This window comes from Marinobacter sp. W-8 (genome assembly GCF_044342215.1).
GTDB lineage: Bacteria > Pseudomonadota > Gammaproteobacteria > Pseudomonadales > Oleiphilaceae > Marinobacter > Marinobacter nauticus.
On sequence record NZ_CP172297.1, the window covers coordinates 638347 to 661711 of the forward strand.

The following is a 23365-nucleotide window of genomic DNA, read 5'->3' on the forward strand; positions in this document are numbered from 1 at the left end:
TGACGTTGGGGCTGGCGCTAACGACAGATTTTATGAGGGTAATAGGGGTTGGGGTTGCCGGGCGGGCGATGTCGCAGGCGCTTGTATTCCCATTGATACTGAGCTGGTGCCATTCGAATGACTTTCTCGACCGATTGATTCAGCGCAGTTGCGGCCACCACGGGATCTGAGTCGCCATTGCCCGGAACTGCCTCCTCAACGATCAGGCGGAATCCATTGCCATCCGGCAGGCGTTCAGCAAAAGTGACCAGAACGTTGGCTCCGGTTTTCTGAATCAGGCGATTCACCAGCGTCATGGTGCGCACTTCCATCCCGAAGAAGGGAGCATAGGCGTTGGTTTTGCCTCGTGGCGACTGATCCGGAAGTATGCCGGCCACCCCGCCTTCTTTCAGAATGCCCATCAGCCGGAGCAGTCCCTTACGGTCACCGCGCACCAGTTCGGAACCCAGACGACCACGTACGCGGATCATGTAGTCCTCGAATTCCTTGATATGGGGAGGGCTGTAGAGGGCAGCCATCTTGTAGCGAGACGAAAAAAACAGTCCGGTCAGTTCCCAGTTGCCGAGGTGGGGGGCGAGCAGAATCAGCCCCTTGCCGGAGGCCAACGCCTGATCAACCAGATCCAACCCTCGGGTTTCCTTGATAAGTTTGAAGCACTTGTCGACCGGCCATTCCCACATCAAAGGAATCTCCATCGCCGTCATGCCGGTATGGGCCATGGATTCCTTCGACAGTCTTTGCTGTTCCTCCGCCGATAGTTCCGGCAGGCAGATCCTGAGGTTTACGTCGGTGGTTTTTCGCGAGCGACCGTTCAGGCGCCAGGCCAGCAAACCGACGAACCTGCCAATGGCCTGGGCAAGTTTCAGAGGCAGCAGGCCGGCGATACGTAACAAGCCGGCAATCAGAAAATACTTGAGCTTGCTCATGACCGACCGTATCGATCCTCGTAACGAACAATGTCGTCTTCACCGAGATAGGAGCCGGATTGAACCTCAATCAGCTCAAGATCGATGACGCCGGGATTCTCCAGAGAATGGATCTGGCCAACCGGGATGTAAGTGGACTGGTTTTCCGTGACCAGATAGGTTTTCTCGCCATTGGTAACTTTGGCGGTGCCACTGACCACGATCCAGTGTTCAGCCCTGTGGTGATGCATCTGAACTGATAGCTTGGCGCCGGGTTTAACCGTGATTCGCTTGACCTGATAACGGGTACCGTTATCAATGGAATCGTATACCCCCCAGGGGCGGTAAACTTCCCGGTGATTCATATGTTCGTGGCGACCATCATTCTTGATCGTTTCCACCACTTTCTTGACGTCCTGAACCTGATCTTTGTGAGCGACCAGCAGGGCATCTTTTGTTTCGATGATCACCAGGTCCTTCACACCTACGGTGGCTACCAGTCGGCTATCGGCCCGAACCAGGGTGGTCTCGGTATTGTGGGCAATGACATCGCCCGAGAAACAGTTGCCGTTGGCATCCTTGTCGCTCACTTCCCAAAGCGCTGACCAGGAACCAATATCGCTCCAGCCTGCATCCAGTGCGACTACCGCAGCGTTATCCGTTTTTTCCATGACGGCATAATCAATGGAGTCTTCCGGGCACTCAGCAAAGACGCTTTCGTTTACGCGGGTGAAATGCAGATCCTCACTGGCGTCATCCAGCGCAGCCTGGCAAATGGCGAGAATATCCGGGCGGTGTTTCTGAAGTTCCTGAAGGTAAGTGCGAGCGCCAAAAAGAAACATGCCGCTGTTCCACAGGTAATCGCCGGAGCTGAGATACTGTTCCGCAGTCTTCTGGTCTGGTTTCTCGACGAACCGGCTGACTTCGAAGCTGCCGTCTGCCAGTCCGGAACCCTGTTGAATATAGCCGTAACCGGTTTCGGCATGGCCGGGTACAATCCCGAAGGTGACCAGCTTGCCCTGCTCGGCCAGCGGGATTGCCTTTCGAATACCGTTCTGGAATGCGCCCATATCCTTGATCAGATGATCCGCCGCCAGTACCAGCATCAGTGGGTTCTGATTCTCATCGGTTTTTCTGATCAGTTGCAGGGCAGCAAGGGCGATGGCCGGCGCCGTGTTGCGGCCACAGGGCTCCAGGATAATGCGGGCATCGTTGTAGCCGGACTGGCGCATCTGTTCTGCCGCCAGGAACCGGTGATCTTCGTTGCAGATCAGCAGCGGGTCAGCAGATTCCATGCCCTCAAGTCGGGCGACCGTGAGTTGCAGCATGGACAGTCGATCGTCCGTCAGTTTCAGGAACTGTTTCGGATTCAGTTGCCTGGACAGTGGCCAAAGGCGTGAGCCGGTGCCTCCGGCCATGATGACGGGGTGAATCATGTGCACACTCCGGGTTGTGAAAGTTGCGATGGATGCAGATAAAAGTGGTCGATATCTTATCACGCTGCCAGGCACGGTTTTATCTTAAGCGTTGGAAATCTTCCCAGGAATGTCCCTGGCTATCCTGCTCCCAGGCTAATCGCTTTTCGAAACGTCGAATCTTCCTTTCAATATAGCGCTCGCTCCAGCCGGGTGCCGAGGCCAGGGCCTGGGGGATAGCAGGAGCCCCCAGGCCGTCCACCAGAAACAGCTCAGGTTGGCCGGTACGATCGGTTACCACAAGATTGTGTGGCAGTAGATTGCGGGTAAGAATGCGGTTCGCGGTCAGCCAGTTCTCAAACCGCTGAATGGCTTCAAGGAGCTCATGCGTTAGCCCTCCGCCCCGGATCAGGAATTCGAGTGTCGGTGCTATATTGCCGTCCTTGCAGCGAAGCATTTCGCTCTCGTTCGCTGGACCCAGGGTGGTCGCAACACGGCCATAGAACTTTGGTAAGTGACTCCACAGGCTTTCTTCGTTACCTGTTTGAATCAGGCGTCTTATAGCCAGTTGCTGGTGTGCTCTCAGTTCCTGGGTGTTGTCATTGAGCCGGGCTTTTCCCAAAAGCCGTTTCACCACTGACTGTTTTTGATACCTTGCCTGGATACTCCCGGGACGAATTACCTTCAGGCAGCGGTCCGGATTGTCCGGATGTTGAAAGCAAAAACGATTGGCACCTTGCGCAAAGGGCAACAGTGAATCCAGATTGGCTTCCGCCTGATGGTATTGATTATGTGCACTATCCACGGCGTGTAACCTCACGGTACACCTGCAAGGTGTTCGCAACCATAGAATCGACGCTCAGTTCACGGGCAGCAAAATCCCGTACTCCAGCCTGAGACTCCACCAGTTCGGCAATCGGCGTGTTGAGAAGCGAAGATAGCCCGGCGGTGTCACCCGTCGGACAGATGTGCTGTGGTGGGAGCAACTCATTGGCCACGGGCACATCGGTTGAGACTACTGGTTTTCCCGAAAGAAGAGCTTCTGCACAGACATAGGAAAAACCCTCGCGCCGAGAAGAAATTACAATTCCGTCGACGGACTGCATCAGTCCGGGAATATCTTCCTGATAGCCGATGAGCTTGACTCTGCTGGTAAGCTTTAGCCGCTCGATCCTCTCCTGCAGTGCCTCGTGCTCTTTCCCGTCCCCTGCGATCAGCAGGCTGCCTTTTGCGCTCTGGAAGGCATCAATAAGTTGATCGAAGCCCTTTGCGTGAACCAATCGGCCGACAGCCAACCACAAGGGGCGATCGTAAGTCTGGAAGTTGAAGGGCGCTTCCGGGCATCGCTCGATGTTTATTCCGTTATAAACGACAGTTACGTTTCCGCCAATATCACTGGCCAATGCGTGGCTAACGGCAATAATCCTTGAAAACCGATTGGCAGCCGGATATCGGGATTTGAAATTGTGAATGGTCGCGATGAAACGGGTTTTGGGAAACAGGGGCGACAGTAGCTGGATTGTCGCAGCGGACTTACTGCCCTGAGCGTGGATCAGGTCGAATTCCTGAGCCCGAAGCGCCTTTACGATCGCGGCGATCAATGTAGGAGAATAACGGGACCCTTTGGTGTTGACCGGGTACCGGTTTACTCCGGGATCAAGAGATTCGAGGTGTTCCGGTGCCGACATGCAGTAGACAGATACACCCGCTCCCGCCAGTCCGTTGGCAAGATCGGCGAAGTGTTTCTCCATGCCGCCTTTTGCGGACGGAGGCGATAGCATCATCAGCAGAACTTTCACTGGAGCTCCGCCCGTTTGGTCTGAATTGCTGCTTCGTATATTTCGAGTGTGGACTCTGTCTGCGCCCGCAGTAAAAACCGGTCCGGAAGAAATATTTCAGGCTTGGGTTTGTCCAGTAGCCCGAGCACGGCGCTGGCAAACGCGCCAGTGTCGTCCGGTGTCACCAGCCCTTCCCGGAAACAGGCTTGCAGGGTTTCCGCTGCACCGCCGCGGTTGTACGCCACCACCGGTGTACCGGACGCCAGGGCCTCGGTGACTGTGCGGCCGAAGGGCTCTGGCTTGGTGGACATGTGGCACACCACATCGGCCAGCAGGTAGAGGTTGGTCATGTCGTTTCGCTGGCCGAGAAACGTGACTTTATCAGTCAGTTGCAAACGACTGCGTTCCTTTTCCAGCTCCTGCAGAAAGCGCTCCTTACCCGGTTCTGCGCCGCCAACGATGATGCCGTGACAATCCGGGCGTTGACGTACGATACGCGCCATGGCCTCCAGAAAATGCAACTGGCCTTTCCAGCGAGAGATACGGCCCGGCATCATGATGATCTTTTTGCCGGCGAGTTGAGGAAACCTCCCGAGGAGGTGGTTTTGCCATTGTTCGTTGATGGCTCGGTTGCGGAAGGCTTCAATGTCTACGCCACGCTGGACCACCGTCAGCTTGTGTTCCGGCACAGAAAAGTGCTTCAGAACATAGTCTCGTACGCAATTGGACACCGCTATGACCTGGTCCGCTTTTGCCATGATGGCGCTGTAAGGCGTCACTGAATACATGCCGTGGAAGGTCGAAACTACGGCCGGGCGTTCATGTTGTGGCAGCGTTTTCAACGCCAGGTGAACAATCCAGGCCGGCATTCGGGAGCGCACGTGAACGATGTCTGGCTTCAGATCCTTCAGCAGCTTGCGCATGGGCAGTATCTGTCCGAATGAAGCCGGCGTTTTTCGGTGTATCGGCATGTGAATATGCGAGGAGCCCTGGCCGCGGACCTGTTCGGCCATCGGGCCGCCGTTGGAAACCACGAAGGATTCGTGGCCTCGTTTCACCAGTTCGGCAGCGAATTCAACAGTACCTCTTTCCACACCGCCACTGTGCAGCGCCGGTAACGCTTGTAGAACCCTCACCTTGTCCGCTCCCCGTCCTTGTTCTGATACTTGCCCAGGAATATCTGCATTACCCAGCGGCCGGCCCGGTCCGCTTCCCAGAGACGATCGTGTCGTTCGGGCTGTTCGGCCATGATTGATGCGTGGTCGGCCCAGTGCGCCAGCAGTCCTTTCTTTGCGAGTTGCTCGACACCATTGGCTACCCTGCTTCCCGATCGAGGATTAAGATCCAGAAGGCCGGTTGGCACCCCCGACGTAACGGCTTCGCACACCATGGACTGGCTATCCGGTGTTACCCAGACGGCTCTTGATGACGCGAGCTGGTGGTTCAGCCAGCCCTCGTGCGTCTGATTGTGGTCAACGACTGAAATCCTGGGGCCCTGAAGCTCCGAGAGGCTGTCGGACAGGGCTTTTGGTGTGCGCCGGGAGTTGGTGATGGTCCAGCGCCATTCGGGGTAGCGTGCCATCAGGTCGCCCAACTGCGAAAGAATGGCATCATCATGCCAGTCATAGTGCTGCGATGGTCCTCCGATCAGTACCAGAGCTTCGGGCTTGCTGGTGAGCCTGGCCAGGGGCGTGACGGCATTAATTACCCCCTCTGTGATCAGAATGTTGCGAGCAGGCTTAACCTTGTCGTGGGCCGGAATAATGGCGGCATCGACCAAACGGAGGGGGAATCCAGGCTTCATCAGCACGAGCGTTTTTGCCTTGCGATAGCGTCGCAAGGCCAGCAATAACCGGTGGGTTCCTGAACCGGCCCCGATTATAAGTGCAGGGGCGGGCAGGTTTGGCACCGAAGCCGGCGCAATTCCCGTCAGTGCTCGCCACATCGGGGTTGGGTAATCCGTGGCGTTTATCCAATGGAGGTCCGCGCCGGCGAGGACGCGCAATCGATTACCCAAACCGCGTAACTGGTTGCGATGGCCGGCCTTGTTGTCGGTAATCAGCCAGATAACGGGTGCGGTGGCGCCGGAGTCCCTGTTCAAGAGTTACCTCTTCTTCTTCCGTTTTCGGCCATAGAAGCCCGGATCATCCCTGTTCGGTCTGGTTTTGAAGCGGCGGTGCATCCAAAGATACTGGTCGGGCGCCTTGCGGATTTCCTGCTCGATAATGGCGTTGATTCTGGTGGCATCCTCAAGATCATCGCCACTGGGGAAGTTCTCCAGGGCAGGGTGGAAATAGATGTCGTAGCCCGGGCCATCTTCCCGACGGAAATGACTGAAGGGAACCACCTTGCACTTGCTGCGCTCAGCAATCCGGGATGTGGCAGTAATGGTGCCGGTTGGAATCCCGAAGAAGGGCGCGAAAACGATGTCTTTTCGGCCATAGTCCTGATCCGTGGCGTACCAGACGGCCCGGTTGTTTTTCAGGCAGCGAAATAGCCCGCGAAGGTCACGTGCGCCCAGCACCGAACCGTAACGTCGGCCGCGAGCCCGCGTCATCACTGCGTTCATCAGTGGGTTGTTGTGATCCCGCTGCATGACGTCTGCCTCAATATACTCCGTCGCCAGGCTACCACCCAGATCCAGCGTGCTGTAGTGGCCTCCGAGCAACAATACGCCATGCCCCTCTTCGAGCGCTTGCTCGAAGTGTTCGAGACCGTGAACTCTGGTGATCTTTTTGAGTTTTGACGCATCGCGAAACCAGGCAACACCAATCTCCATCAAGCCAATCCCGTTGGCGATAAAGGCATTGCGAACCAGCGCGGCCTGTTGCTGCTGGTTCAGCTCCGGGAAACACAGGCGAATATTCACTTCGGCAATATGGCGCCGGCTTTTCGCCAGCCGCCAGGCCAGCAGGCCAGCAATCTTGCCCAGCCACCATTGCAGGCGCAGCGGCAACTGGGCCACTAGCCACATCGCGGCTATGCCAAGCCAGGTTGGCCACCATCGTGGATGGCGGTAGGCTGAATAGTCTGTGTTTCGTGGTAGTTTGCGGTACTTCTTCTTCAAAATCGTGAATCCTGCATCGACAAACGGTTTTCCGGGGGGCAAGATGCCCGTCCAAAGAAAAATTGGCCCTATGATAACGCACTGTTTTGCCGGGAGTCCTGCGTGTTCCAGTTTATCTATTCCCAGCTGATCCGCCTTGTGCTGCCGTTCATACTGATCCGGCTGTGGTGGCAAGGGCGTAAAGCGCCCGCCCTTCGGCGCGACTGGCAACACCGCCTGGGTTGGGTGCCCGAAATTTCTGGGCCGGTTATCTGGGTACACGCCGTGTCTGTGGGTGAAACCATTGCGGCAGGCCCGTTGGTCAGGCGCCTGCTCGCCAGGAATCTGGGTGCCACTATTCTGATGACGGCGATGACCGATACCGGGTTGGCCCAGGCCCGCAAGATGTTCGGTGACAGGGTAACGTATGCCTACGCCCCATACGATACGCCCGGAGCTATCCGTCGCTTTCTGGATCGCATCAATCCCAGGATTCTGGTTATTCTCGAAACTGAAATCTGGCCCAATATGATCCGCCAATGCCGCCGGAGGAGAGTTCCGGTTTTCCTGATAAATGCGCGCTTGTCCGAGCGTTCTGCCCGTGGTTACGAACGGGTCAAAGGGCTGGCCGCGCCGATCATGAAAAGCATTACCTGGGTGGCGGCGCAGGCCGACCGGGATGCTGACCGGTTTCGGCGCATTGGCGTTGCCGCCTCCCACGTTGAGGTTACTGGCAGTGTGAAGTTTGATGTCGATATACCGGATGATGTGCGTGCGGCTTCCCGTGCCTTGCGTGAGGAGCTTGGGGCTCGCCCGGTCTGGATTGCCGGCAGCACGCATTCCGGAGAAGACCAGCAGTTGCTTGACGCTCATCAGGGAATACTTCAGCAACATCCTGAGGCTTTGCTGATTATTGTGCCCAGGCATCCGGATCGCTTTGACTCTGTCGCCGAGCTGGCGGAGAAAGAGGGGTTTTCTGTTGCCCGTCGTTCAACCGGTGATGACCCTGCCGAAGCTCAGGTTTATCTGGGTGACACCATGGGCGAACTGATGATGCTGTACGGTGCCAGTGATATCGCCTTTGTTGGAGGTTCGTTGATCGAGCGTGGTGGGCATAATCCACTGGAGCCGGCAGCCTGGGGAATACCGGTTTTTTCAGGTCCTCATGTTTTCAATTTTGAAACCATATACGAGCACCTGCTGACAGATGGTGCTGTCCAGGTAATAGACGGGGCGGACGCCCTGGCCATGGCGCTCAGTAAGCTGATGACTGATAAAGAGGAATGCCGGGCCTACGGAGTGCGTGCATTAAGCGTCGTTCAGAAAAACCGGGGTGCCTTGGATAAGGTTGTCGAGGGGATTATTGAACGTTTGTAGCCCCGGGTATCGCTGGTGATACCCGGGGTTCGCCTTTTGGGGATTACTGGGCCGGATTGTCCAGTGTACGGTCTTCCTCTGCCATCGCTTCTATGCCGCGGGCACCTTCACTCAGCCAGTTGTTCAGATCCACCAGATCCTGAGGGCTCAGGGTTCCGGCCGCCTGTTTCAGTTGCAGAGTGTTGATCACGTAATCATACCGCGCATTGGCGTAGTCCCGCAGGGCGACGTAGTAAGCCCGCTCTGCATCCAGCACTTCCACGATGTTGCGGGTACCAACGTCATAACCGGCCCGGGTGGCATCCAGGGCGCTACGACGAGAGATGATGGTCTGCTCCAGTGCCGATGCCGTTTCCACGTTGTTGTTCACGGTGAGGAACAGGCTGCGGGTGTTTACCTGTACATCGCGACGGACGGTGTTCAGATCCTGCTCTGCAGCGGTGACCAGAGAGCGTTGTTGGCGCACGCCGGCCTGGGTGCCGCCGCCCATATAGAGAGGCACGTTGAGCTCCAGGCCAATAACCCCCTGGGTTCCTTCCTGCTGAGGGTTTCGGGCGCCGTCCAGCTCGGACTCGCCATAGGATGCCACCAGGTCCAGTGTTGGCAAATGGCCGGATTTGGCAACTTTAAGATTGGCCTCGCTGGCGTTCAGTTGTGATAAAGCCGCTTGAATGGACCAGTTCTGGTCCAGGGCTGTTGTTTCCCAGGCATTCGGGTTCATGGGCTCAGGTCGACCGAGCGGGAAATTCTCGCGCAGGTTTTCCAGGTCATCGGCGTATTCGCCGGTCAGTCGCGCCAGCTGCTCCCGGGCGACATTCAGCTGGTTGTCGGCTGCGATGCGCTGGCTTTTGCTGTCGTCATAGCTGGCGCGGGCTTCGTACACCTCGGTGATGGCGATCAGGCCGACGTCGAAGCGTTCCTGCGCCTGTTCATACTGGCGCTGGATTGCTGCTTCAGTCGCGCGAGCTGTTGCAACGGTATCCTGAGCGCGCAGGACATTAAAATAGGCGGTTGCAACATCCAGAATCAGTTGTTGCTGGGCCAGGTTGTACTGGGCCTGGGCGGCTTCGGTCTGGAACTGGCTGGCGTCGTAGCGGAACCAGTTGTCGGCGCGGAAAACCGGTTGCGACAATTGCACGCCATAGTTGAATGACTTGTAGCTGTCTCCCGGGCCGTTTTCAGCGTCGAAATCCGTGTGGTTGGCTTCGGCAAACGCACCAACCTGCGGCAATAAGGTACTCTTGCTCACATCGCTGGCGGCTTGCTGGGCCTGAAACTGTGCCAGCGCAGAGGCGATGCCGGAGTCATATGACAGTGCCTGCTCATAAGCCTCCACAAGATCCAGAGAGAAAGCGGGCTGGGCTGCCAGCAGGGTGATCAAACCTGGAAGTAAACGTTTCTTCATTATTGCTCCTGAAAACTATCTCCGGGCATCCGTGATCTGGACACAGGTATCGGCAGGTCAACGTGTAGAGCGCGGGTTTATCCCGATAGTGACCCAAAGGTATTGGTGGCCCATTATGGACAATAATCGTTCCCGTCTCTACACTTGAAAAGCTCACTCATTTTGTGAGCAAAACAGAATATTTATCGCGTCTTGACGGGGTGCTGATTCGCCTGAAGCAGGTGATCGGCTGAGATTGCAACGCAGAACCCGCGACCTGATCCGGATAATACCGGCGTAGGGATTAAGACCGTACGAACCATGCCGGAAGTAGGTTTCGAATTACCTTCGGCATAACTCCGTCATACGCGACCCGACCACCTGAGCAAACACGGGAGCAGACGATGACGGACATCCCATCCTACCTGAGCGATTCCGCACAAGTAGACTCCGCAGCAATCAAACCATTACCAAGCTCACGAAAAATATACGTGCAGGGTAGCCGAGCCGATCTGCGCGTGCCTATGCGGGAAATTACTGTGGGCGACACGCCCACTGAAATGGGCGGCGAAAAGAATCCGCCAGTGGTGGTGTACGACACCTCCGGGCCCTATTCAGACCCGGAAGCCAGCATTGATCTGCGCAAGGGGCTGCCGCCGGTGCGCGCTGCATGGATTGCCGAACGCGGCGATGTCGAACAACTGGAAGGGTATACCTCTGAGTTTACCCGCCGGCGTATGAAAGATCCGACTCTGGATCCGCTCCGGTTTATGGACGAGCGCAAACCCCTGCGTGCCAAACCCGGCAACAATGTGTCCCAGATGCATTACGCCCGGCAGGGCATTGTCACGCCGGAAATGGAGTACATTGCCATCCGGGAGAATATGAAGCTGCAGGCAGCCCGTGAGAATGGGTTGCTGGCGGATCAGCACCCTGGCCAGTCCTTCGGTGCCAACCTGCCGAAAGAAATTACCCCGGAGTTCGTCCGCGACGAAGTGGCCCGTGGCCGCGCCATTATCCCCGCCAATATCAACCACCCGGAAATTGAACCGATGATCATCGGCCGTAACTTCCTGGTGAAGATCAACGGCAACATCGGCAACTCGGCAGTGACCTCCTCCATTGAAGAGGAAGTGGAAAAGCTTACCTGGGGCATTCGCTGGGGAGCGGATACCATCATGGATCTGTCCACCGGCAAGAACATTCACGAAACCCGGGAATGGATCATTCGCAACTCCCCGGTTCCCATCGGCACCGTGCCCATCTACCAGGCCCTGGAAAAAGTCGGCGGCGTGGCCGAAGATCTGACCTGGGAAATCTTCCGCGACACCTTGATTGAACAGGCGGAGCAGGGCGTGGATTACTTCACCATCCATGCCGGCGTACGCCTGCACCACGTGCCACTGACCGCCAAACGCACCACCGGCATCGTGTCCCGAGGTGGCTCCATCATGGCCAAGTGGTGCCTGGCTCACCACAAGGAAAGTTTCCTGTACGAGCACTTTGAAGACATCTGCGAAATCATGAAGGCCTATGATGTCTCCTTCAGTCTTGGTGATGGCTTGCGCCCGGGCTCTATTGCCGATGCCAATGATGCTGCCCAGTTTGGTGAACTGGAAACCCTCGGAGAACTCACCAAAATTGCCTGGAAGCACGACGTCCAGTGCATGATCGAAGGCCCCGGCCATGTGCCGATGCAGTTGATCAAGGAGAACATGGACAAACAGCTGGAATGCTGTGACGAAGCGCCGTTCTATACGCTCGGACCGCTGATCACCGATATTGCCCCGGGCTATGACCACATCACCTCCGGCATCGGGGCGGCCATGATCGGTTGGTACGGTTGTGCCATGCTTTGTTATGTCACGCCCAAGGAACACCTTGGATTGCCCAACAAGGACGACGTGAAAACCGGCATTATCACCTACAAGATCGCCGCGCATGCTGCAGATCTCGCAAAGGGTCACCCGGGTGCCCAGATCCGCGACAATGCGTTGTCCAAAGCACGATTCGAGTTCCGCTGGGAAGACCAGTTCAACCTGGGGCTGGACCCGGATACGGCCCGCGCCTACCACGACGAAACCCTGCCCAAGGAATCGGCCAAAGTGGCGCATTTCTGCTCCATGTGTGGCCCCAAGTTCTGCTCCATGAAAATCTCCCAGGAGGTCCGGGATTACGCGGCAGAGCACGGTATCGATGAGGTGTCGGCGATTGATGCCGGTATGCAGGCGAAATCACGGGAGTTCGTGGAATCGGGCAGCAAGATCTACGACAAGATCTGACCCGCATTCACTTGGTTCCGTGATGGCGTGAATCCGAGCCTGGCGGGGTGTTAACTTGCACCCCGCCGTGGCTCCGGCTATCGTTCAAGGCCGAATGCGCAACCGGGTGAAGTAATGCCAAAACCATTCCAGTTCAACGCCAGCGACGTCAAAGTCGAAAAACGTGAAACCGTGTTCCAGGGCTTCTTCCGAATGGACAAACTCTGGCTGACGCATCCGCGCTTCGATGGTCGCGACATGCCCGTCTTTACCCGGGAACTGTTTATCCGGGGTGATGCCACCTGCGTGCTGCCATACGATCCGGCGCGCGACGAGGTTGTACTTCTGGAGCAGTTTCGTTTGGGGGCGCTCCACCGTAACCAGTCCCCCTGGTTGCTGGAACTTGTTGCTGGCATGAATGAGGATGGTGAGAGTCCGGAAGAGGTGGCCCAGCGAGAAGGTCAGGAAGAGGCTGGGCTGAGTTTCAGTCGCCTGGACAAAATCTGCGATTACCTGGTTTCCCCCGGCGGTACCACGGAAATGATCCACCTGTATTGCGGTCAGATCAGCACCGCCGAGGCTGGTGGTGTTTTCGGTATGGAACATGAGCACGAGGACATTCTCAGCCACGTGGTGTCAGCGGAAGAATGCTTTGCCATGATTGCTGATGGCCGCATCAATAACGCCGCCGCGATTATTGCCATCCAGTGGCTGCAATTGAACCGGGAGCGTTTGCGGCGGGAGTGGCAAGCATGACGGAGTGGGTAAAGCGGCCCAGGCAATATGTGCCGGACCTGCGCCAGTTGGGGGCGCTCTGCGACGGCAACTATCAGCGCCTGCGCAAGCTGCGCCAGCTTGAGGTGGATGGCAAACCCGTATGTGAGTTCGAACTGCACCGGGAGAACCAGTACCTGGGCCGGGTGCGAATTGAAGTGCTGCAAACGGCCAGATTCACAGAAACCCTGCTGCTGGAGCAAGTCCACAACAGCGGCCGATGGCTGAACAACCCGCGGATGACTGTGCGCGTATACCACGATGCCCTCATGGCCGAAGTAATCAGCTGCTACCGGCAACGACAGATTGCGCCCGTGAATGACTATCCGAACCGGTTTATGCATCACCCGGATGAAAAGGTTCAGGTGAACGGCTTCCTGGCCGATTGGCTGGACTACTGCCTGCGTTTCGGCCACCTGCCGATGGAGCATGCAGCCTGGTCTGCGGGCGAAGGCATCGATTGAAAACCCTCATCTCTGAACGGTTTCTCAGTTCGCCGAAAGTCTATAAAGCCGGTTGTCGGACCTGTGGCAGAGTTGTCAAATACTGCAAAATATAGCGTGCCGCTGGTCAGAATGTGATCCACCTTCCATTCGTGAACAATCAATCTGAACTAAGCCATCGTACACTTGTCTGGATTATCAACTGCTTGCAGAAAACAGAACAGGCCTGGCATGACCAAACCCACAACGGCGCGCCCACTCAATGTGTTGCAGCTTACCGATCCGCACCTGATGGCGTCTGCGGATGGCGCCTTGCTGGGAGTCAACACCCGTGACAGCCTGGCGGCGGTGATTGACGAAGTGCTTCGTAATCACGGCCAGCCCGACCTGATTCTTGCCACCGGAGATCTCACCCAGGATGCATCGCCGGAGGCGTATCGCTATTTCGCTGAACAACTGAAGGCGTTTGATTGCCCCTCGCTCTGGATTGCTGGCAATCATGACGATTCCGCGCTCTTGTCTTCCATTGCGGCGGAGTCCGGCTCTGATCAGAAACAATGGATCCAGGGCGGCTGGCAGTTTGTCATGCTCGATTCCTCGGTACACAGCAAGGTGTTTGGAGAGCTTTCGGCCGATGAGCTGAGTTTTCTCGATAGGGCTTTGTCCGAGCAACCAGAGCTGCCTGCTATGGTTTGCCTGCATCACCACCCGGTGGATATCGGCTCAGACTGGATGGAAAAAATCGGGCTCAAAAACCGGGACGCCTTCTGGCAAGTGATTGACCGGCATCCGCAGGTTCGGGTAGTGCTGTGGGGCCATATCCATCAAGAGCTTGAGCAGCAGCGCAATGGTGCTTGCCTGCTAGCCACCCCTTCTACTTGCATCCAGTTCGCCACAGGATCCAGTGACTTTGCCGTGGAACCTTTGGCCCCCGGCTATCGCTGGCTGGAGCTTGATCCCTCGGGCAGCTTCAAGACGGTAGTCCGCCGGGCAGACAGTTTCGAGTTTGATCTGGATGAGGAAAGCTCCGGGTACTGATTAAGGCTTGCCTCAGGCTGTTCTGTCTGAGTCAAGCCCCGCTTAATCCGGGCAGCGCTGCAACCCGGCAGGTGAATTCAGCTCAGTACACCTGCCGTTTTGAATCCTCAGAACTGAGCTGCGCAGTTCCCGCGCTGCCGCTACCATGGTTTCCAGTGCCGGCGTCACTTCTTCCCATTTCCGCGTTTTCAGGCCGCAGTCCGGGTTAATCCACAGCCGTTCTGCGGGGATACGTTCAGCCGCCAGAGTCATCAGGTTGATGATATGTTCCTTGTCTGGAATGTTGGGCGAATGGATGTCGTATACGCCCGGACCAATGTCGTTGGGGTATTCAAAGCTCCGGAACGCATCCAGCAGTTCCATGTCTGACCGAGAGGTCTCGATGGTGATGACATCGGCATCCATACGGGCAATGGCTTCGATGATGTCGTTGAATTCCGAGTAGCACATATGGGTATGGATCTGGGTGCTGTCATCTACGCCGTTGGCGGCGATGCGGAAGCTGTTGATTGCCCACTCCAGATACGTTGCCCAGTCCGACTTTCTCAGCGGCAGACCTTCGCGCAGAGCGGCTTCGTCGATCTGGATGATGTTCACGCCGGCTTGTTCCAGATCCTGAACCTCCTCGCGAATTGCCAGGGCCAGTTGCAGGCAGGAATCCTTGCGAGGCTGATCATCCCGCACGAAAGACCAGTTCAGAATCGTCACCGGGCCGGTCAGCATCCCTTTCACTGGTTTGTCCGTCAGCGACTGGGCATAGCGGATCCATTCCACGGTCATGGCCTGGGGTCGGCGGATATCGCCAAACAGAATCGGAGGTTTCACGCAGCGCGAACCGTAAGACTGAACCCAGCCGAAGCGCGTGAAGGCATAGCCGTCCAGTTGCTCGCCAAAGTATTCCACCATGTCATTACGTTCGGGTTCGCCGTGTACCAGGACATCCAGTCCGAGCTTTTCCTGCTCTTCCACGCAACGAACGATTTCTGCTCGCATTTGTTCGATGTAAGCCTGTTCGCTCAGCTCGCCCTTACGGAATTGCAGTCGCGCCTGTCGAATCTCGCGGGTTTGCGGGAAAGATCCGATGGTCGTGGTCGGGAAGGCGGGCAGGTTTAGTCTCTCCCGCTGGCGGACGATCCGCTGAGGGTAGGGACTCTGGCGATTGCCAAGCTCAGACGTGGCGGCGGCAACGGCCTTTCGAACCTCCAGATTGGTCACGCGATGGGAGCTGCGGCGGCTATCGATGGCCAATTGATTGTCTGCCAGCTCGGCGCGCACGCTGCTGCGGCCCTCGTTCAGTGCTCTGGCGAGAATCTTCAGTTCGTCGAGTTTCTGAACCGCAAACGCCAGCCAGTTGCGGATGTCGCTATCAAGCTCCTGTTCCCGGGAGAGATCGACAGGGACATGCAGAAGCGAGCAGGTCGGTGCCAGCCACAGACGTTGGCCCAGTTTTTCGTTCAGGGGCTCCAACCAGCCCAGAGTGCTGTTCAGATCCGATTTCCAGATGTTGCGACCGTTGACCACCCCGAGAGAAAGCACCTTGTGGCTCGGCAGCCAGTCTGCCACGCGACTGACCTCGGCCGGCGCGCTGATGGCATCAACGTGCAGGCCTGCAACGGGCAATTCGCACGCCAGCTGAAGGTTGTCCCTGAGCTCGCCGAAATAGGTGGCCAATAGCAGTTTCGGGCGGTTCGTTTTGAGCTGGTGGTAAGCCAGATTAAAGGCATAACGCCAGTTGGCGTCCAGGTCCGTGACCAGGGCAGGTTCGTCAATCTGAACCCATTCCGCGCCGGCATCCGCCAGGGCTTCCAGGAGTTCGGAGTACACCGGTAGCAGGCGCTCCAGCAAATCCAGAGGACTGCTTCCATCCGAGGTTTTTCCCAGCCAGAGATAGGTCACCGGGCCAATAATCACGGGTTTTGCGTTGAGTCCCTGCTTCCGTGCTTCGGACAGTTGTGTTAACAGTCGTTCCGGATTGAGTTCAAAGTGAGTGTCAGCTGTCAGCTCCGGCACAATATAGTGGTAGTTGGTGTCAAACCACTTGGTCATCTCGCCAGCGGCAGTGGCGCAGCAGGGGCTATCATTGGCACCCCGGCCACGTGCGGCACGGAAGTAAGCGTCCAGCTCCGAGCCTTCTTTGCCGGCGGCCCGGATCGGGAGGTTGCCCAGAGTGACGGACATATCCAGTACCTGGTCGTAAAGGGAAAAATCTCCCACCGGCACGTAATCGAGCCCGGCCTGTTGCTGCCAGTGACGCCGGCGCAGATCGGCTGCCGTGATGGCCAGTTCCTGTTCGGTTTGCCGGCCGCCCCAATAGTTTTCCAGCGCGAATTTCAGCTCACGCTGGCCACCGATACGGGGAAAGCCGAGGTTATGTGTGGTTGCCATGATTGAGTCCTTGAATCCTGTGTGTTGAGTCAGGTCTCAAGGTTAGGCGGGCTTTTGCATGAATAAAAATGGTATTATTTCACTAAATCATGAAAAACGTTCACGGACAGGTTATGGTCGAGCGGCATCATCTGGAAATCATGCGAGCGGTGGAGCGCCAGGGTTCACTGACGGCTGCGGCGGAACAGCTACACCTCACCCAGTCGGCGTTGTCCCACGCTATTCGTAAACTGGAGCAACAACTGGGCACTTCGGTCTGGCTCCGAGAGGGGCGTCAGTTGCGTTTGACTCAGGCTGGTCATCAACTGCTGGCATTGGCCAATCGTTTGCTGCCGCAGTTTGAACACGCTGAGATGCAGATTCACCAGATTGCCCAAGGGCAGCGCGGCAGCTTGCGAGTTGGCATGGAGTGTCACCCCTGCTATCAATGGCTTCTGAAAGTAGTAGGCCCTTACTTGCAGCAGTGGCCGGATGTCGATGTGGATGTCAAACAGGAGTTCCAGTTCGGCGGCATGGGCGCGTTGTTTGGTCATGACATCGACTTGCTGGTTACCCCGGACCCGTTGCACAAACCAGGCGTACGTTTTGAGCCCGTGTTTGATTATGAACAGGTGTTGGTGGTGTCGGAGGATCATTCGCTTGCCGATGAAAAATGGGTAGAGCCGCATCAACTCGAAAAAGAAACTCTGATTACTTATCCGGTGGCAGTAGAGCGTCTGGACATCTTCACGCGGTTTTTCCTGCCGGCTCATACCACACCGGCGCGCCACAAGACCATTGAAACCACCGATATCATGTTGCAGATGGTTGCTGCAGGGCGGGGGGTGAGTGCGCTACCACGCTGGCTGGTGGATGACTATGCCCGGAATATGCCCATCAGAGCCCTGAAACTCGGACAACAAGGTATGCCCAAACAGATTTTTCTGGGTTTCCGGGAGCGCGATGAGGCGGTGGATTATCTGAACGCGTTCGTGAAGCTGGCCCGCAGCATTCGCTGGAACTAATCTCTTCGGTTAAACTGCGCGGAAAATTATTACAGGACACACAAATCATGAGCGAAATCCCTTCTGATCTGAAGTACATCGAAACTCACCAGTGGGTGCGCGTGGATGCCGACGGCACCGCCACCGTGGGCATCACTGATTTTGCCCAGGAGCAGCTGGGCGACGTGGTCTACATCGGTGTGCCGGAAATGGGCGCAACGGTAAACGGCGGCGAAGAAGCCGGCGTGGCAGAATCCGTGAAATCCGCCTCAGACGTATTCAGTCCGGTAACCGGCGAGGTCATCGAGATCAATGAAAAGCTGGAAGACGAGCCGGAGATCGTGAACGAAGACCCTTACGGCGATGGCTGGATGTTCAAGGTAAAGCTGGCCGACGAAGGCGAGCTGGAAGGCCTCATGGATGCGGCTTCCTACGCTGAACACGTGGCCGCTGAGGAATAATTGTTGATGGATTTCCCCGTTCTATACCTGCGCAAAGGCGCAGAACGTCGTCTCCGGGCCGGTCATTTGTGGGTGTACAGCAACGAGGTGGATACCCGCCGCAGCCCGCTGACGGAGTTTCAGTCCGGCGCGCAGGTGCAGGTTCGGGCATCGAACGACAAACCGATGGGGGTGGCGTTTGTGAATCCCCATGCCCTGATCTGCGGTCGTTTGATCAGTCGTGATGCTGCTCACGGCATGACGCCCAAGCGGCTGACCGATCGCATGGTGGCGGCCCTGAGTCTGAGGGAGCGATTGTTTGATAAACCCTTCTATCGCTGGGTATTCGGCGACAGCGATGGTCTCTCTGGCCTGGTAGTAGACCGGTTCGATGATGTCGTCGTAGTGCAGATCTCCACCGCCGGCATGGAGCAGATGAAGGAGGCTATTGTCCGTGCCGTCCAGCGCCTGGCTCATGCCCGCATCATCGTGCTGAAGAACGATGGAAAAATGCGCAAAGTAGAAGGGCTGGATACGTACGTGGAATTTGCCCACGGTCCGGAAGCCGACACTGTGCTGGTGGAAGAAAACGGCGCCCGCTTTGAAGTGCCCCTGGCGGGCGGCCAGAAAACCGGTTGGTTCTATGACCACCGCATGAATCGCCAGCGCCTGCAGGCCTACGCGCCCGGCAAAAAAGTTCTCGATGTGTTCAGTTACGTGGGCGGTTGGGGCATTCAGGCCGCTTGCGCCGGCGCATCCCAGGTGACCTGCGTGGACGCATCGTCAGCCGCCGTAGATGCGGTACACCACAACGCCAAACTGAACGGGCTGGAAAACGTGGATACCATTGAAGGCGATGCCTTTGATGCCCTGAGAGCCCTGGCGGACGAAAAGGAAAAATTCGACATCGTGGTGCTGGACCCTCCTGCCTTGATCCCGCGCCGCCGGGACCAGAAAGCCGGCGAACAGGCCTATGCCCGGTTGAATCAATTGGGGCTCCGGCTGCTGGAGCGCGACGGACTACTGGTGTCGGCCTCCTGTTCCATGCACCTTTCCCAGGAAAAGCTGATCGATATTATTCGTAGCAGCGGCCGTAAGATCGACCGGTTTGTGCAGTTGCTGGAACAGGGTCACCAGGCGCCGGATCATCCGATCGTACCGGGGATTCCGGAGACCGACTACATCAAGTCTTGTTTTGTGCGTTCCCTGACAGGGTTTTTGTGAGAGGCATATTCGCCAGAGGTAGGCCAGTAGCGGGGTAGGGTTCTCCGGGATCGTCAAAATCATGGATGATTTTGTCGAGCGTACATGGATGTATTTACAGCGTATCCCGGAGAACCCTACCCCGCTACTGGCCGGAAGTTCTTACCTCCGAAGGGACATAACCTGCCAGCCATGCTCAATTGCCGTTTTCTCCAGGGTAGGGTCCGGGTCCACCGCCACGGGATTATCCACCTTCCGCAACAGCGGCAAATCATTGTGGGAATCGCTGTAGAACCAGGCGCCCTCAAGGCTCTCGCCGTGGGCAGTCAGCCAGTCATTCAGCCGCTCCACCTTGCCCTCCTGAAAACTCGGTGTGCCCGCCACTTCACCCGTGAATTTCCCGTTCACCAGCTCTGGCTCAGTGGCAATCAAATGATCCACTCCCAGCATTTCGGCGATAGGTTCGGTAATAAAACGGCTGGTTGCCGTAATGATCATCAGCGTGTGGCCCCGCTCGCGATGATCCGCGAGTAACTTCACCGCCTTGTCCAGCATCATCGGCTGCACCTTCTTGGCCATGAAAGCAGCCCGCCAGCCTTCAAGCTCTTCCAGATTGTGGCGGGTGAGGGGGGCCAGGACAAAGCGCTGGTAATGGAAAACATCCAGCTCTCCATTCAGATATTCCTGATAGAAGCGGTCGTTGGCCCGCTTGTACTCCTCCGCATCCACCATGCCCTCTTCCACCAGGAATTCGCCCCATGCATGGTCGCTGTCCCCGGCCAGCAAAGTGTTATCCAGATCAAAAATCGCGAGCGTCAAGCCTTCTCCTCCCATCCGTACAGGCCTTATGGCAAAGGCGACAGTCTACCACGGCACGCCAGTAACGTGCCGCCAACAGCTCCGTTTGCCGAAGTCTTGGGTTTCTGTAAGAATGAGAGCAACTTGGACAATTTTCGCCGGTTAAAAAATAACCGGCAGCCGACTACTACGAGGACTGTGCCGTGATCGACTCAGACGGTTTCAGACCCAACGTCGGAATCATTCTGGCCAACCACAGGGGAGAAGTTCTCTGGGCAAGGCGAATAGGGCAGGACTCCTGGCAGTTTCCTCAGGGTGGGATCAAGCACAACGAAACCCCCGAGGATGCACTCTACCGGGAGCTTGGAGAGGAAATCGGCCTGTGTGCCAGCGATGTGGAAATCATCAGCTGCACCCGAGGCTGGCTGCGTTACCGGCTTCCGAGGAGGATGGTACGCCATAACTCGCACCCCGTATGCGTGGGGCAAAAACAGAAATGGTTCCTGCTGAGGATGTTATCGCCAGACGCGCACGTACGCGTGGATGGCACGGATTCACCGGAATTCGACGGCTGGCAGTGGGTGAGCTACTGGTATCCGTTGGGGCAGGTGGTTTCATTCAAACGAGAAGTATACAGACGCGCGTTGAGGGAGCTGGCTCCAAGACTGTTTCATAACATGGAACAGTGGCACCGGGCCGAGAACCCATGGCGTATGAAGGAACATCAGAAATGACGGACTGACTCCATGCTGAGCATCCTGCGAAGTCTAGTACAAGAGGTAAACAGCGCCCGCGATCTCCAGGAGGCGTTGGAAATCATTGTATCGCGGGTGCAAAAGGCCATGGGCACAGAAGTCTGCTCGGTTTATCTGCTGGATCCCGCCTCCAATCGCTATATCCTGATGGCCACTGAAGGCCTTTACAAAGACTCCGTGGGCCAGGTCAGCCTGGCCTACTCCGAGGGTCTGGTGGGGCTTGTCGGTTCCCGTGAAGAACCCATCAATCTTGAGGATGCGCCATCCCATCCGCGCTACCGTTACTTCCCGGAAACCGGTGAGGAGCGCTTTCGCTCGTTTCTGGGGGTGCCGATTATCCACCATCGCCGGGTAATGGGCGTGCTGGTGGTGCAGCAGCGGGAGAGTTCCCGTTGCTTCGATGAAGGTGAAGAAGCTTTTCTGGTCACGGTTTCAGCTCAATTGGCAGGGGTGATTGCCCACAGCGAGGCGACAGGGGCCATCAGTGGCCTGTCGCTGACGGGTGAGGAAGCGCGGGATGTGAGTTTTAGTGGTGTTCCCGGCGCGCCGGGTGTCGCCATTGGAACGGGCGTGGTGGTTTATCCTGCTGCCGATCTGGACGTGGTTCCGGAAAAGCCGACCGAAGACATTGACCAGGAGCTGGAACTCTTTCGTTCAGCTGTTTCGGCGGTGCGGGAAGATATTGAGCGCGTTGCCAACCGCCTTGCGTCCCAGCTCCGGCCGGAAGAGCAGGCGTTGTTCGATGTCTACCTGCGGATGCTGGGAGATGAGGCGCTACCTGGTGAGGTGGCGAATCGAATTCGGGAAGGCGTCTGGGCTCAGGGCGCCTTGAAACAGGTGGTTCAGCAGTATGTTCGTCATTTCGAGATGATGGACGACCTGTACCTGCAAGAACGCGCAGTCGACATCCGTGATCTGGGCCGCCGACTACTCTCACACCTGCAGGAAGGTGAGCAGAAGCATCTGGAGTATCCCGAGCGCACCGTGCTGGTGAGTGAAGAGCTGACGCCGGCCATGCTCGGTGAAGTGCCCAAAGGGCAGCTGGTCGGGCTGGTCTCGGTTAAGGGTTCGAGCAACTCCCACGTCGCCATTCTGGCCCGGGCTATGGGTGTACCCACGGTGATGGGACTGGTGGACATTCCGGTAAACCAGCTCGATGGGCGGGAGCTGGTTGTTGACGGTTTTGAAGGACAGATTTTCGCGTCTCCCTCTGCGGATCTTCGGGCTTTTTTCCAGGCCATCTGCGACGAAGAGGACGAGCTGGTTCGGGGCCTTGAAGCACTGCGGGACAAGCCCTGTGAAACCACCGATGGCCATCGGGTCTCCCTGCTGGTAAACACCGGTTTGATGACCGATGTAGTGCGCTCTCTTTCCCATGGTGCCGAGGGCATTGGCCTGTACCGCACCGAAGTGCCGTTCATGATCAAGGATCGCTTCCCGTCAGAGCAGGAGCAGCGGGAATACTACCGGGAACAGCTGGAGGCCTTTGCTCCCAATCCGGTGACCATGCGAACCCTCGATATTGGCGGTGACAAGGCACTGACCTATTTTCCCATACAGGAAGAAAACCCGTTCCTCGGCTGGCGCGGTATCCGGGTAACGCTGGACCATCCTGAGATCTTCCTGGTACAGGTGCGGGCCATGCTCAAGGCCAGTGAGGGTCTGAACAATCTGCAGATCATGTTGCCGATGATCAGCAATATTTCTGAGGTGGAGGAGTCCCTGCACCTGATCTATCGGGTCTATCACGAAGTCCGTGAAGAAGGTTACGACATCCACATGCCCAAGGTGGGTGTGATGGTGGAAATCCCGGCGGCGGTGTACCAGATTCGTGAGCTGGCTGAGCGGGTGGACTTCCTGTCGGTGGGCTCCAACGATCTGACGCAATACCTGTTGGCAGTAGACCGCAACAATCCGCGGGTGGCGCAGCTGTATCACTCCTATCATCCGGCGGTGCTGCAGGCGCTGGTGCGGGTGGCTCAGGATGCCCATTCGGTGGGCAAGCCGGTGGGTATCTGTGGCGAACTGGCGGGTGATCCGGGCGGCGCGCTGTTGCTGATGGCCATGGGCTATGATTCCCTGTCGATGAACGCAGCGAGTCTGCCGAAAGTGAAATCCGTGATCCGCAGCGTGGGGCGGGAATGGGCCATTCAACTGTTGGAAGATGTGCTGCTGCTGGATTCGCCCCATGTCATCAAGAGCTGTGTCGATCTGGCGTTACGCAATGCTGGTTTTGGTCGCTACTTGCGTCCAGCCCGTACCTCGTCGGCAGCACTGGCAGAACAGGCCGTTTCCTGAGCAGTGTGAGGGTTATAGTGTGCGCACTCTAAATTCCCTTGTTAGGTTGTTGGATAACTGAAATCCTGCAGCAGTATCCGAT

The 23365-nt window shown here is 57.0% G+C and carries 20 protein-coding genes and 1 riboswitch; of the genes, 10 read left to right on the forward strand and 10 right to left on the reverse strand.

The features are described 5' to 3' along the window. Positions 1 to 17: 17 nt before the first annotated feature. The 7 genes from ACF8YQ_RS02935 to lpxL all read right to left on the reverse strand — a co-directional run bounded on the left by ACF8YQ_RS02935 (position 18) and on the right by lpxL (position 7165). On the reverse strand, positions 18 to 926 hold the full coding sequence (locus tag ACF8YQ_RS02935) for a lysophospholipid acyltransferase family protein (protein WP_396622547.1): 909 nt from the start codon (positions 924 to 926) through the stop codon (positions 18 to 20). Then, a complete protein-coding gene (locus ACF8YQ_RS02940; protein WP_396622548.1) occupies positions 923 to 2341 on the reverse strand; it encodes a mannose-1-phosphate guanylyltransferase/mannose-6-phosphate isomerase in 1419 nt (472 codons plus the stop codon). Before ACF8YQ_RS02940 ends, ACF8YQ_RS02935 begins: the two co-directional genes overlap by 4 nt. A 79-nt stretch (positions 2342 to 2420) precedes the next feature. Continuing rightward, positions 2421 to 3125: a YrbL family protein gene (locus tag ACF8YQ_RS02945; RefSeq protein WP_224851247.1), complete on the reverse strand. Its 705-nt coding sequence runs from the start codon at positions 3123 to 3125 to the stop codon at positions 2421 to 2423. Beyond that, positions 3118 to 4119 (reverse strand): glycosyltransferase, encoded by a 1002-nt coding sequence (locus ACF8YQ_RS02950; RefSeq protein WP_224851248.1) that lies wholly within the window; start codon positions 4117 to 4119, stop codon positions 3118 to 3120. Before ACF8YQ_RS02950 ends, ACF8YQ_RS02945 begins: the two co-directional genes overlap by 8 nt. Continuing rightward, the gene (locus ACF8YQ_RS02955; protein WP_224851249.1) at positions 4116 to 5234 is read right to left on the reverse strand and encodes a glycosyltransferase family 4 protein; all 1119 of its coding nucleotides are present in this window, start codon (positions 5232 to 5234) and stop codon (positions 4116 to 4118) included. The genes ACF8YQ_RS02950 and ACF8YQ_RS02955 overlap by 4 nt, the downstream gene beginning before the upstream one ends. Continuing rightward, positions 5231 to 6199 (reverse strand): mitochondrial fission ELM1 family protein, encoded by a 969-nt coding sequence (locus ACF8YQ_RS02960; RefSeq protein WP_041654559.1) that lies wholly within the window; start codon positions 6197 to 6199, stop codon positions 5231 to 5233. Before ACF8YQ_RS02960 ends, ACF8YQ_RS02955 begins: the two co-directional genes overlap by 4 nt. A gap of 3 nt (positions 6200 to 6202) precedes the next feature. Then, entirely contained in the window at positions 6203 to 7165 is a 963-nt protein-coding gene (gene lpxL / locus ACF8YQ_RS02965; RefSeq protein ID WP_081496549.1) for an LpxL/LpxP family Kdo(2)-lipid IV(A) lauroyl/palmitoleoyl acyltransferase, read from the reverse strand. Positions 7166 to 7267: 102 nt separating this feature from the next. Here lpxL and waaA point away from each other — a divergent pair, with 102 nt between their 5' ends. Continuing rightward, positions 7268 to 8521, forward strand: coding sequence for a lipid IV(A) 3-deoxy-D-manno-octulosonic acid transferase (waaA, locus tag ACF8YQ_RS02970; protein ID WP_113880412.1), 1254 nt, complete (start codon positions 7268 to 7270; stop codon positions 8519 to 8521). 43 nt (positions 8522 to 8564) lie between these two features. Here waaA and ACF8YQ_RS02975 read toward each other — a convergent pair whose 3' ends face one another. Further along, complete coding sequence (locus ACF8YQ_RS02975) at positions 8565 to 9926, reverse strand: TolC family outer membrane protein (RefSeq protein WP_113880411.1); 1362 nt, start codon at positions 9924 to 9926, stop codon at positions 8565 to 8567. A gap of 186 nt (positions 9927 to 10112) precedes the next feature. Then, positions 10113 to 10226: riboswitch (TPP riboswitch) on the forward strand. A gap of 83 nt (positions 10227 to 10309) precedes the next feature. Between ACF8YQ_RS02975 and thiC the strand changes: the two genes are divergently transcribed. The 4 genes from thiC (at position 10310) to cpdA (ending at position 14421) form a co-directional block, all read left to right on the forward strand. Beyond that, positions 10310 to 12187, forward strand: a complete 1878-nt coding sequence (thiC, locus tag ACF8YQ_RS02980; protein WP_396622549.1) for a phosphomethylpyrimidine synthase ThiC — start codon at positions 10310 to 10312, stop codon at positions 12185 to 12187. A gap of 114 nt (positions 12188 to 12301) precedes the next feature. Beyond that, on the forward strand, positions 12302 to 12922 hold the full coding sequence (locus tag ACF8YQ_RS02985) for an NUDIX domain-containing protein (protein ID WP_014420552.1): 621 nt from the start codon (positions 12302 to 12304) through the stop codon (positions 12920 to 12922). Continuing rightward, entirely contained in the window at positions 12919 to 13404 is a 486-nt protein-coding gene (locus tag ACF8YQ_RS02990) for a DUF1249 domain-containing protein (protein ID WP_023010963.1), read from the forward strand. The genes ACF8YQ_RS02985 and ACF8YQ_RS02990 overlap by 4 nt, the downstream gene beginning before the upstream one ends. A 210-nt stretch (positions 13405 to 13614) precedes the next feature. Then, the gene (gene cpdA / locus ACF8YQ_RS02995) at positions 13615 to 14421 is read left to right on the forward strand and encodes a 3',5'-cyclic-AMP phosphodiesterase (protein ID WP_396622550.1); all 807 of its coding nucleotides are present in this window, start codon (positions 13615 to 13617) and stop codon (positions 14419 to 14421) included. 42 nt (positions 14422 to 14463) lie between these two features. Here cpdA and metE read toward each other — a convergent pair whose 3' ends face one another. Continuing rightward, a complete protein-coding gene (gene metE / locus ACF8YQ_RS03000; RefSeq protein WP_396622551.1) occupies positions 14464 to 16806 on the reverse strand; it encodes a 5-methyltetrahydropteroyltriglutamate--homocysteine S-methyltransferase in 2343 nt (780 codons plus the stop codon). A gap of 113 nt (positions 16807 to 16919) precedes the next feature. Here metE and ACF8YQ_RS03005 point away from each other — a divergent pair, with 113 nt between their 5' ends. From ACF8YQ_RS03005 to ACF8YQ_RS03015, 3 genes are read left to right on the forward strand one after another with little or no spacing between them, the layout of a single operon-like run. Beyond that, a complete protein-coding gene (locus ACF8YQ_RS03005) occupies positions 16920 to 17810 on the forward strand; it encodes a LysR family transcriptional regulator (RefSeq protein WP_224851258.1) in 891 nt (296 codons plus the stop codon). A 47-nt stretch (positions 17811 to 17857) separates the two neighbouring features. Then, entirely contained in the window at positions 17858 to 18250 is a 393-nt protein-coding gene (gene gcvH / locus ACF8YQ_RS03010) for a glycine cleavage system protein GcvH (protein WP_396622552.1), read from the forward strand. Positions 18251 to 18256: 6 nt separating this feature from the next. Then, a complete protein-coding gene (locus ACF8YQ_RS03015) occupies positions 18257 to 19453 on the forward strand; it encodes a class I SAM-dependent rRNA methyltransferase (RefSeq protein ID WP_396622553.1) in 1197 nt (398 codons plus the stop codon). 141 nt (positions 19454 to 19594) lie between these two features. On the opposite strand, the gene ACF8YQ_RS03020 is transcribed toward ACF8YQ_RS03015, so the two are convergent. Further along, positions 19595 to 20251: an HAD family phosphatase gene (locus tag ACF8YQ_RS03020; protein ID WP_224851260.1), complete on the reverse strand. Its 657-nt coding sequence runs from the start codon at positions 20249 to 20251 to the stop codon at positions 19595 to 19597. 182 nt (positions 20252 to 20433) lie between these two features. Here ACF8YQ_RS03020 and ACF8YQ_RS03025 point away from each other — a divergent pair, with 182 nt between their 5' ends. Both ACF8YQ_RS03025 and ptsP read left to right on the forward strand, forming a co-directional pair. Next, positions 20434 to 20964 carry an RNA pyrophosphohydrolase gene (locus ACF8YQ_RS03025; RefSeq protein WP_224851261.1) on the forward strand — a complete coding sequence of 177 codons (531 nt, stop codon included), beginning with the start codon at positions 20434 to 20436 and terminating at the stop codon, positions 20962 to 20964. Between the two features lie 12 nt (positions 20965 to 20976). Then, the gene (gene ptsP / locus ACF8YQ_RS03030) at positions 20977 to 23283 is read left to right on the forward strand and encodes a phosphoenolpyruvate--protein phosphotransferase (RefSeq protein WP_224851262.1); all 2307 of its coding nucleotides are present in this window, start codon (positions 20977 to 20979) and stop codon (positions 23281 to 23283) included. The last annotated feature ends 82 nt before the right edge of the window (positions 23284 to 23365 follow it).

Bases quoted from the DNA above. Each gene is read 5' to 3' on its own strand.
- gcvH (WP_396622552.1), top strand. From the start codon at position 17,858: ATGAGCGAAATCCCTTCTGATCTGAAGTACATCGAAACTCACCAGTGG.
- ptsP (WP_224851262.1), top strand. From the start codon at position 20,977: ATGCTGAGCATCCTGCGAAGTCTAGTACAAGAGGTAAACAGCGCCCGC.
- ACF8YQ_RS03015 (WP_396622553.1), top strand. From the start codon at position 18,257: ATGGATTTCCCCGTTCTATACCTGCGCAAAGGCGCAGAACGTCGTCTC.
- thiC (WP_396622549.1), top strand. From the start codon at position 10,310: ATGACGGACATCCCATCCTACCTGAGCGATTCCGCACAAGTAGACTCC.
- ACF8YQ_RS02985 (WP_014420552.1), top strand. From the start codon at position 12,302: ATGCCAAAACCATTCCAGTTCAACGCCAGCGACGTCAAAGTCGAAAAA.
- ACF8YQ_RS03005 (WP_224851258.1), top strand. From the start codon at position 16,920: ATGGTCGAGCGGCATCATCTGGAAATCATGCGAGCGGTGGAGCGCCAG.
- metE (WP_396622551.1), bottom strand. From the start codon at position 16,806: ATGGCAACCACACATAACCTCGGCTTTCCCCGTATCGGTGGCCAGCGT.
- ACF8YQ_RS02975 (WP_113880411.1), bottom strand. From the start codon at position 9,926: ATGAAGAAACGTTTACTTCCAGGTTTGATCACCCTGCTGGCAGCCCAG.
- ACF8YQ_RS02935 (WP_396622547.1), bottom strand. From the start codon at position 926: ATGAGCAAGCTCAAGTATTTTCTGATTGCCGGCTTGTTACGTATCGCC.
- cpdA (WP_396622550.1), top strand. From the start codon at position 13,615: ATGACCAAACCCACAACGGCGCGCCCACTCAATGTGTTGCAGCTTACC.
- ACF8YQ_RS02940 (WP_396622548.1), bottom strand. From the start codon at position 2,341: ATGATTCACCCCGTCATCATGGCCGGAGGCACCGGCTCACGCCTTTGG.
- ACF8YQ_RS02990 (WP_023010963.1), top strand. From the start codon at position 12,919: ATGACGGAGTGGGTAAAGCGGCCCAGGCAATATGTGCCGGACCTGCGC.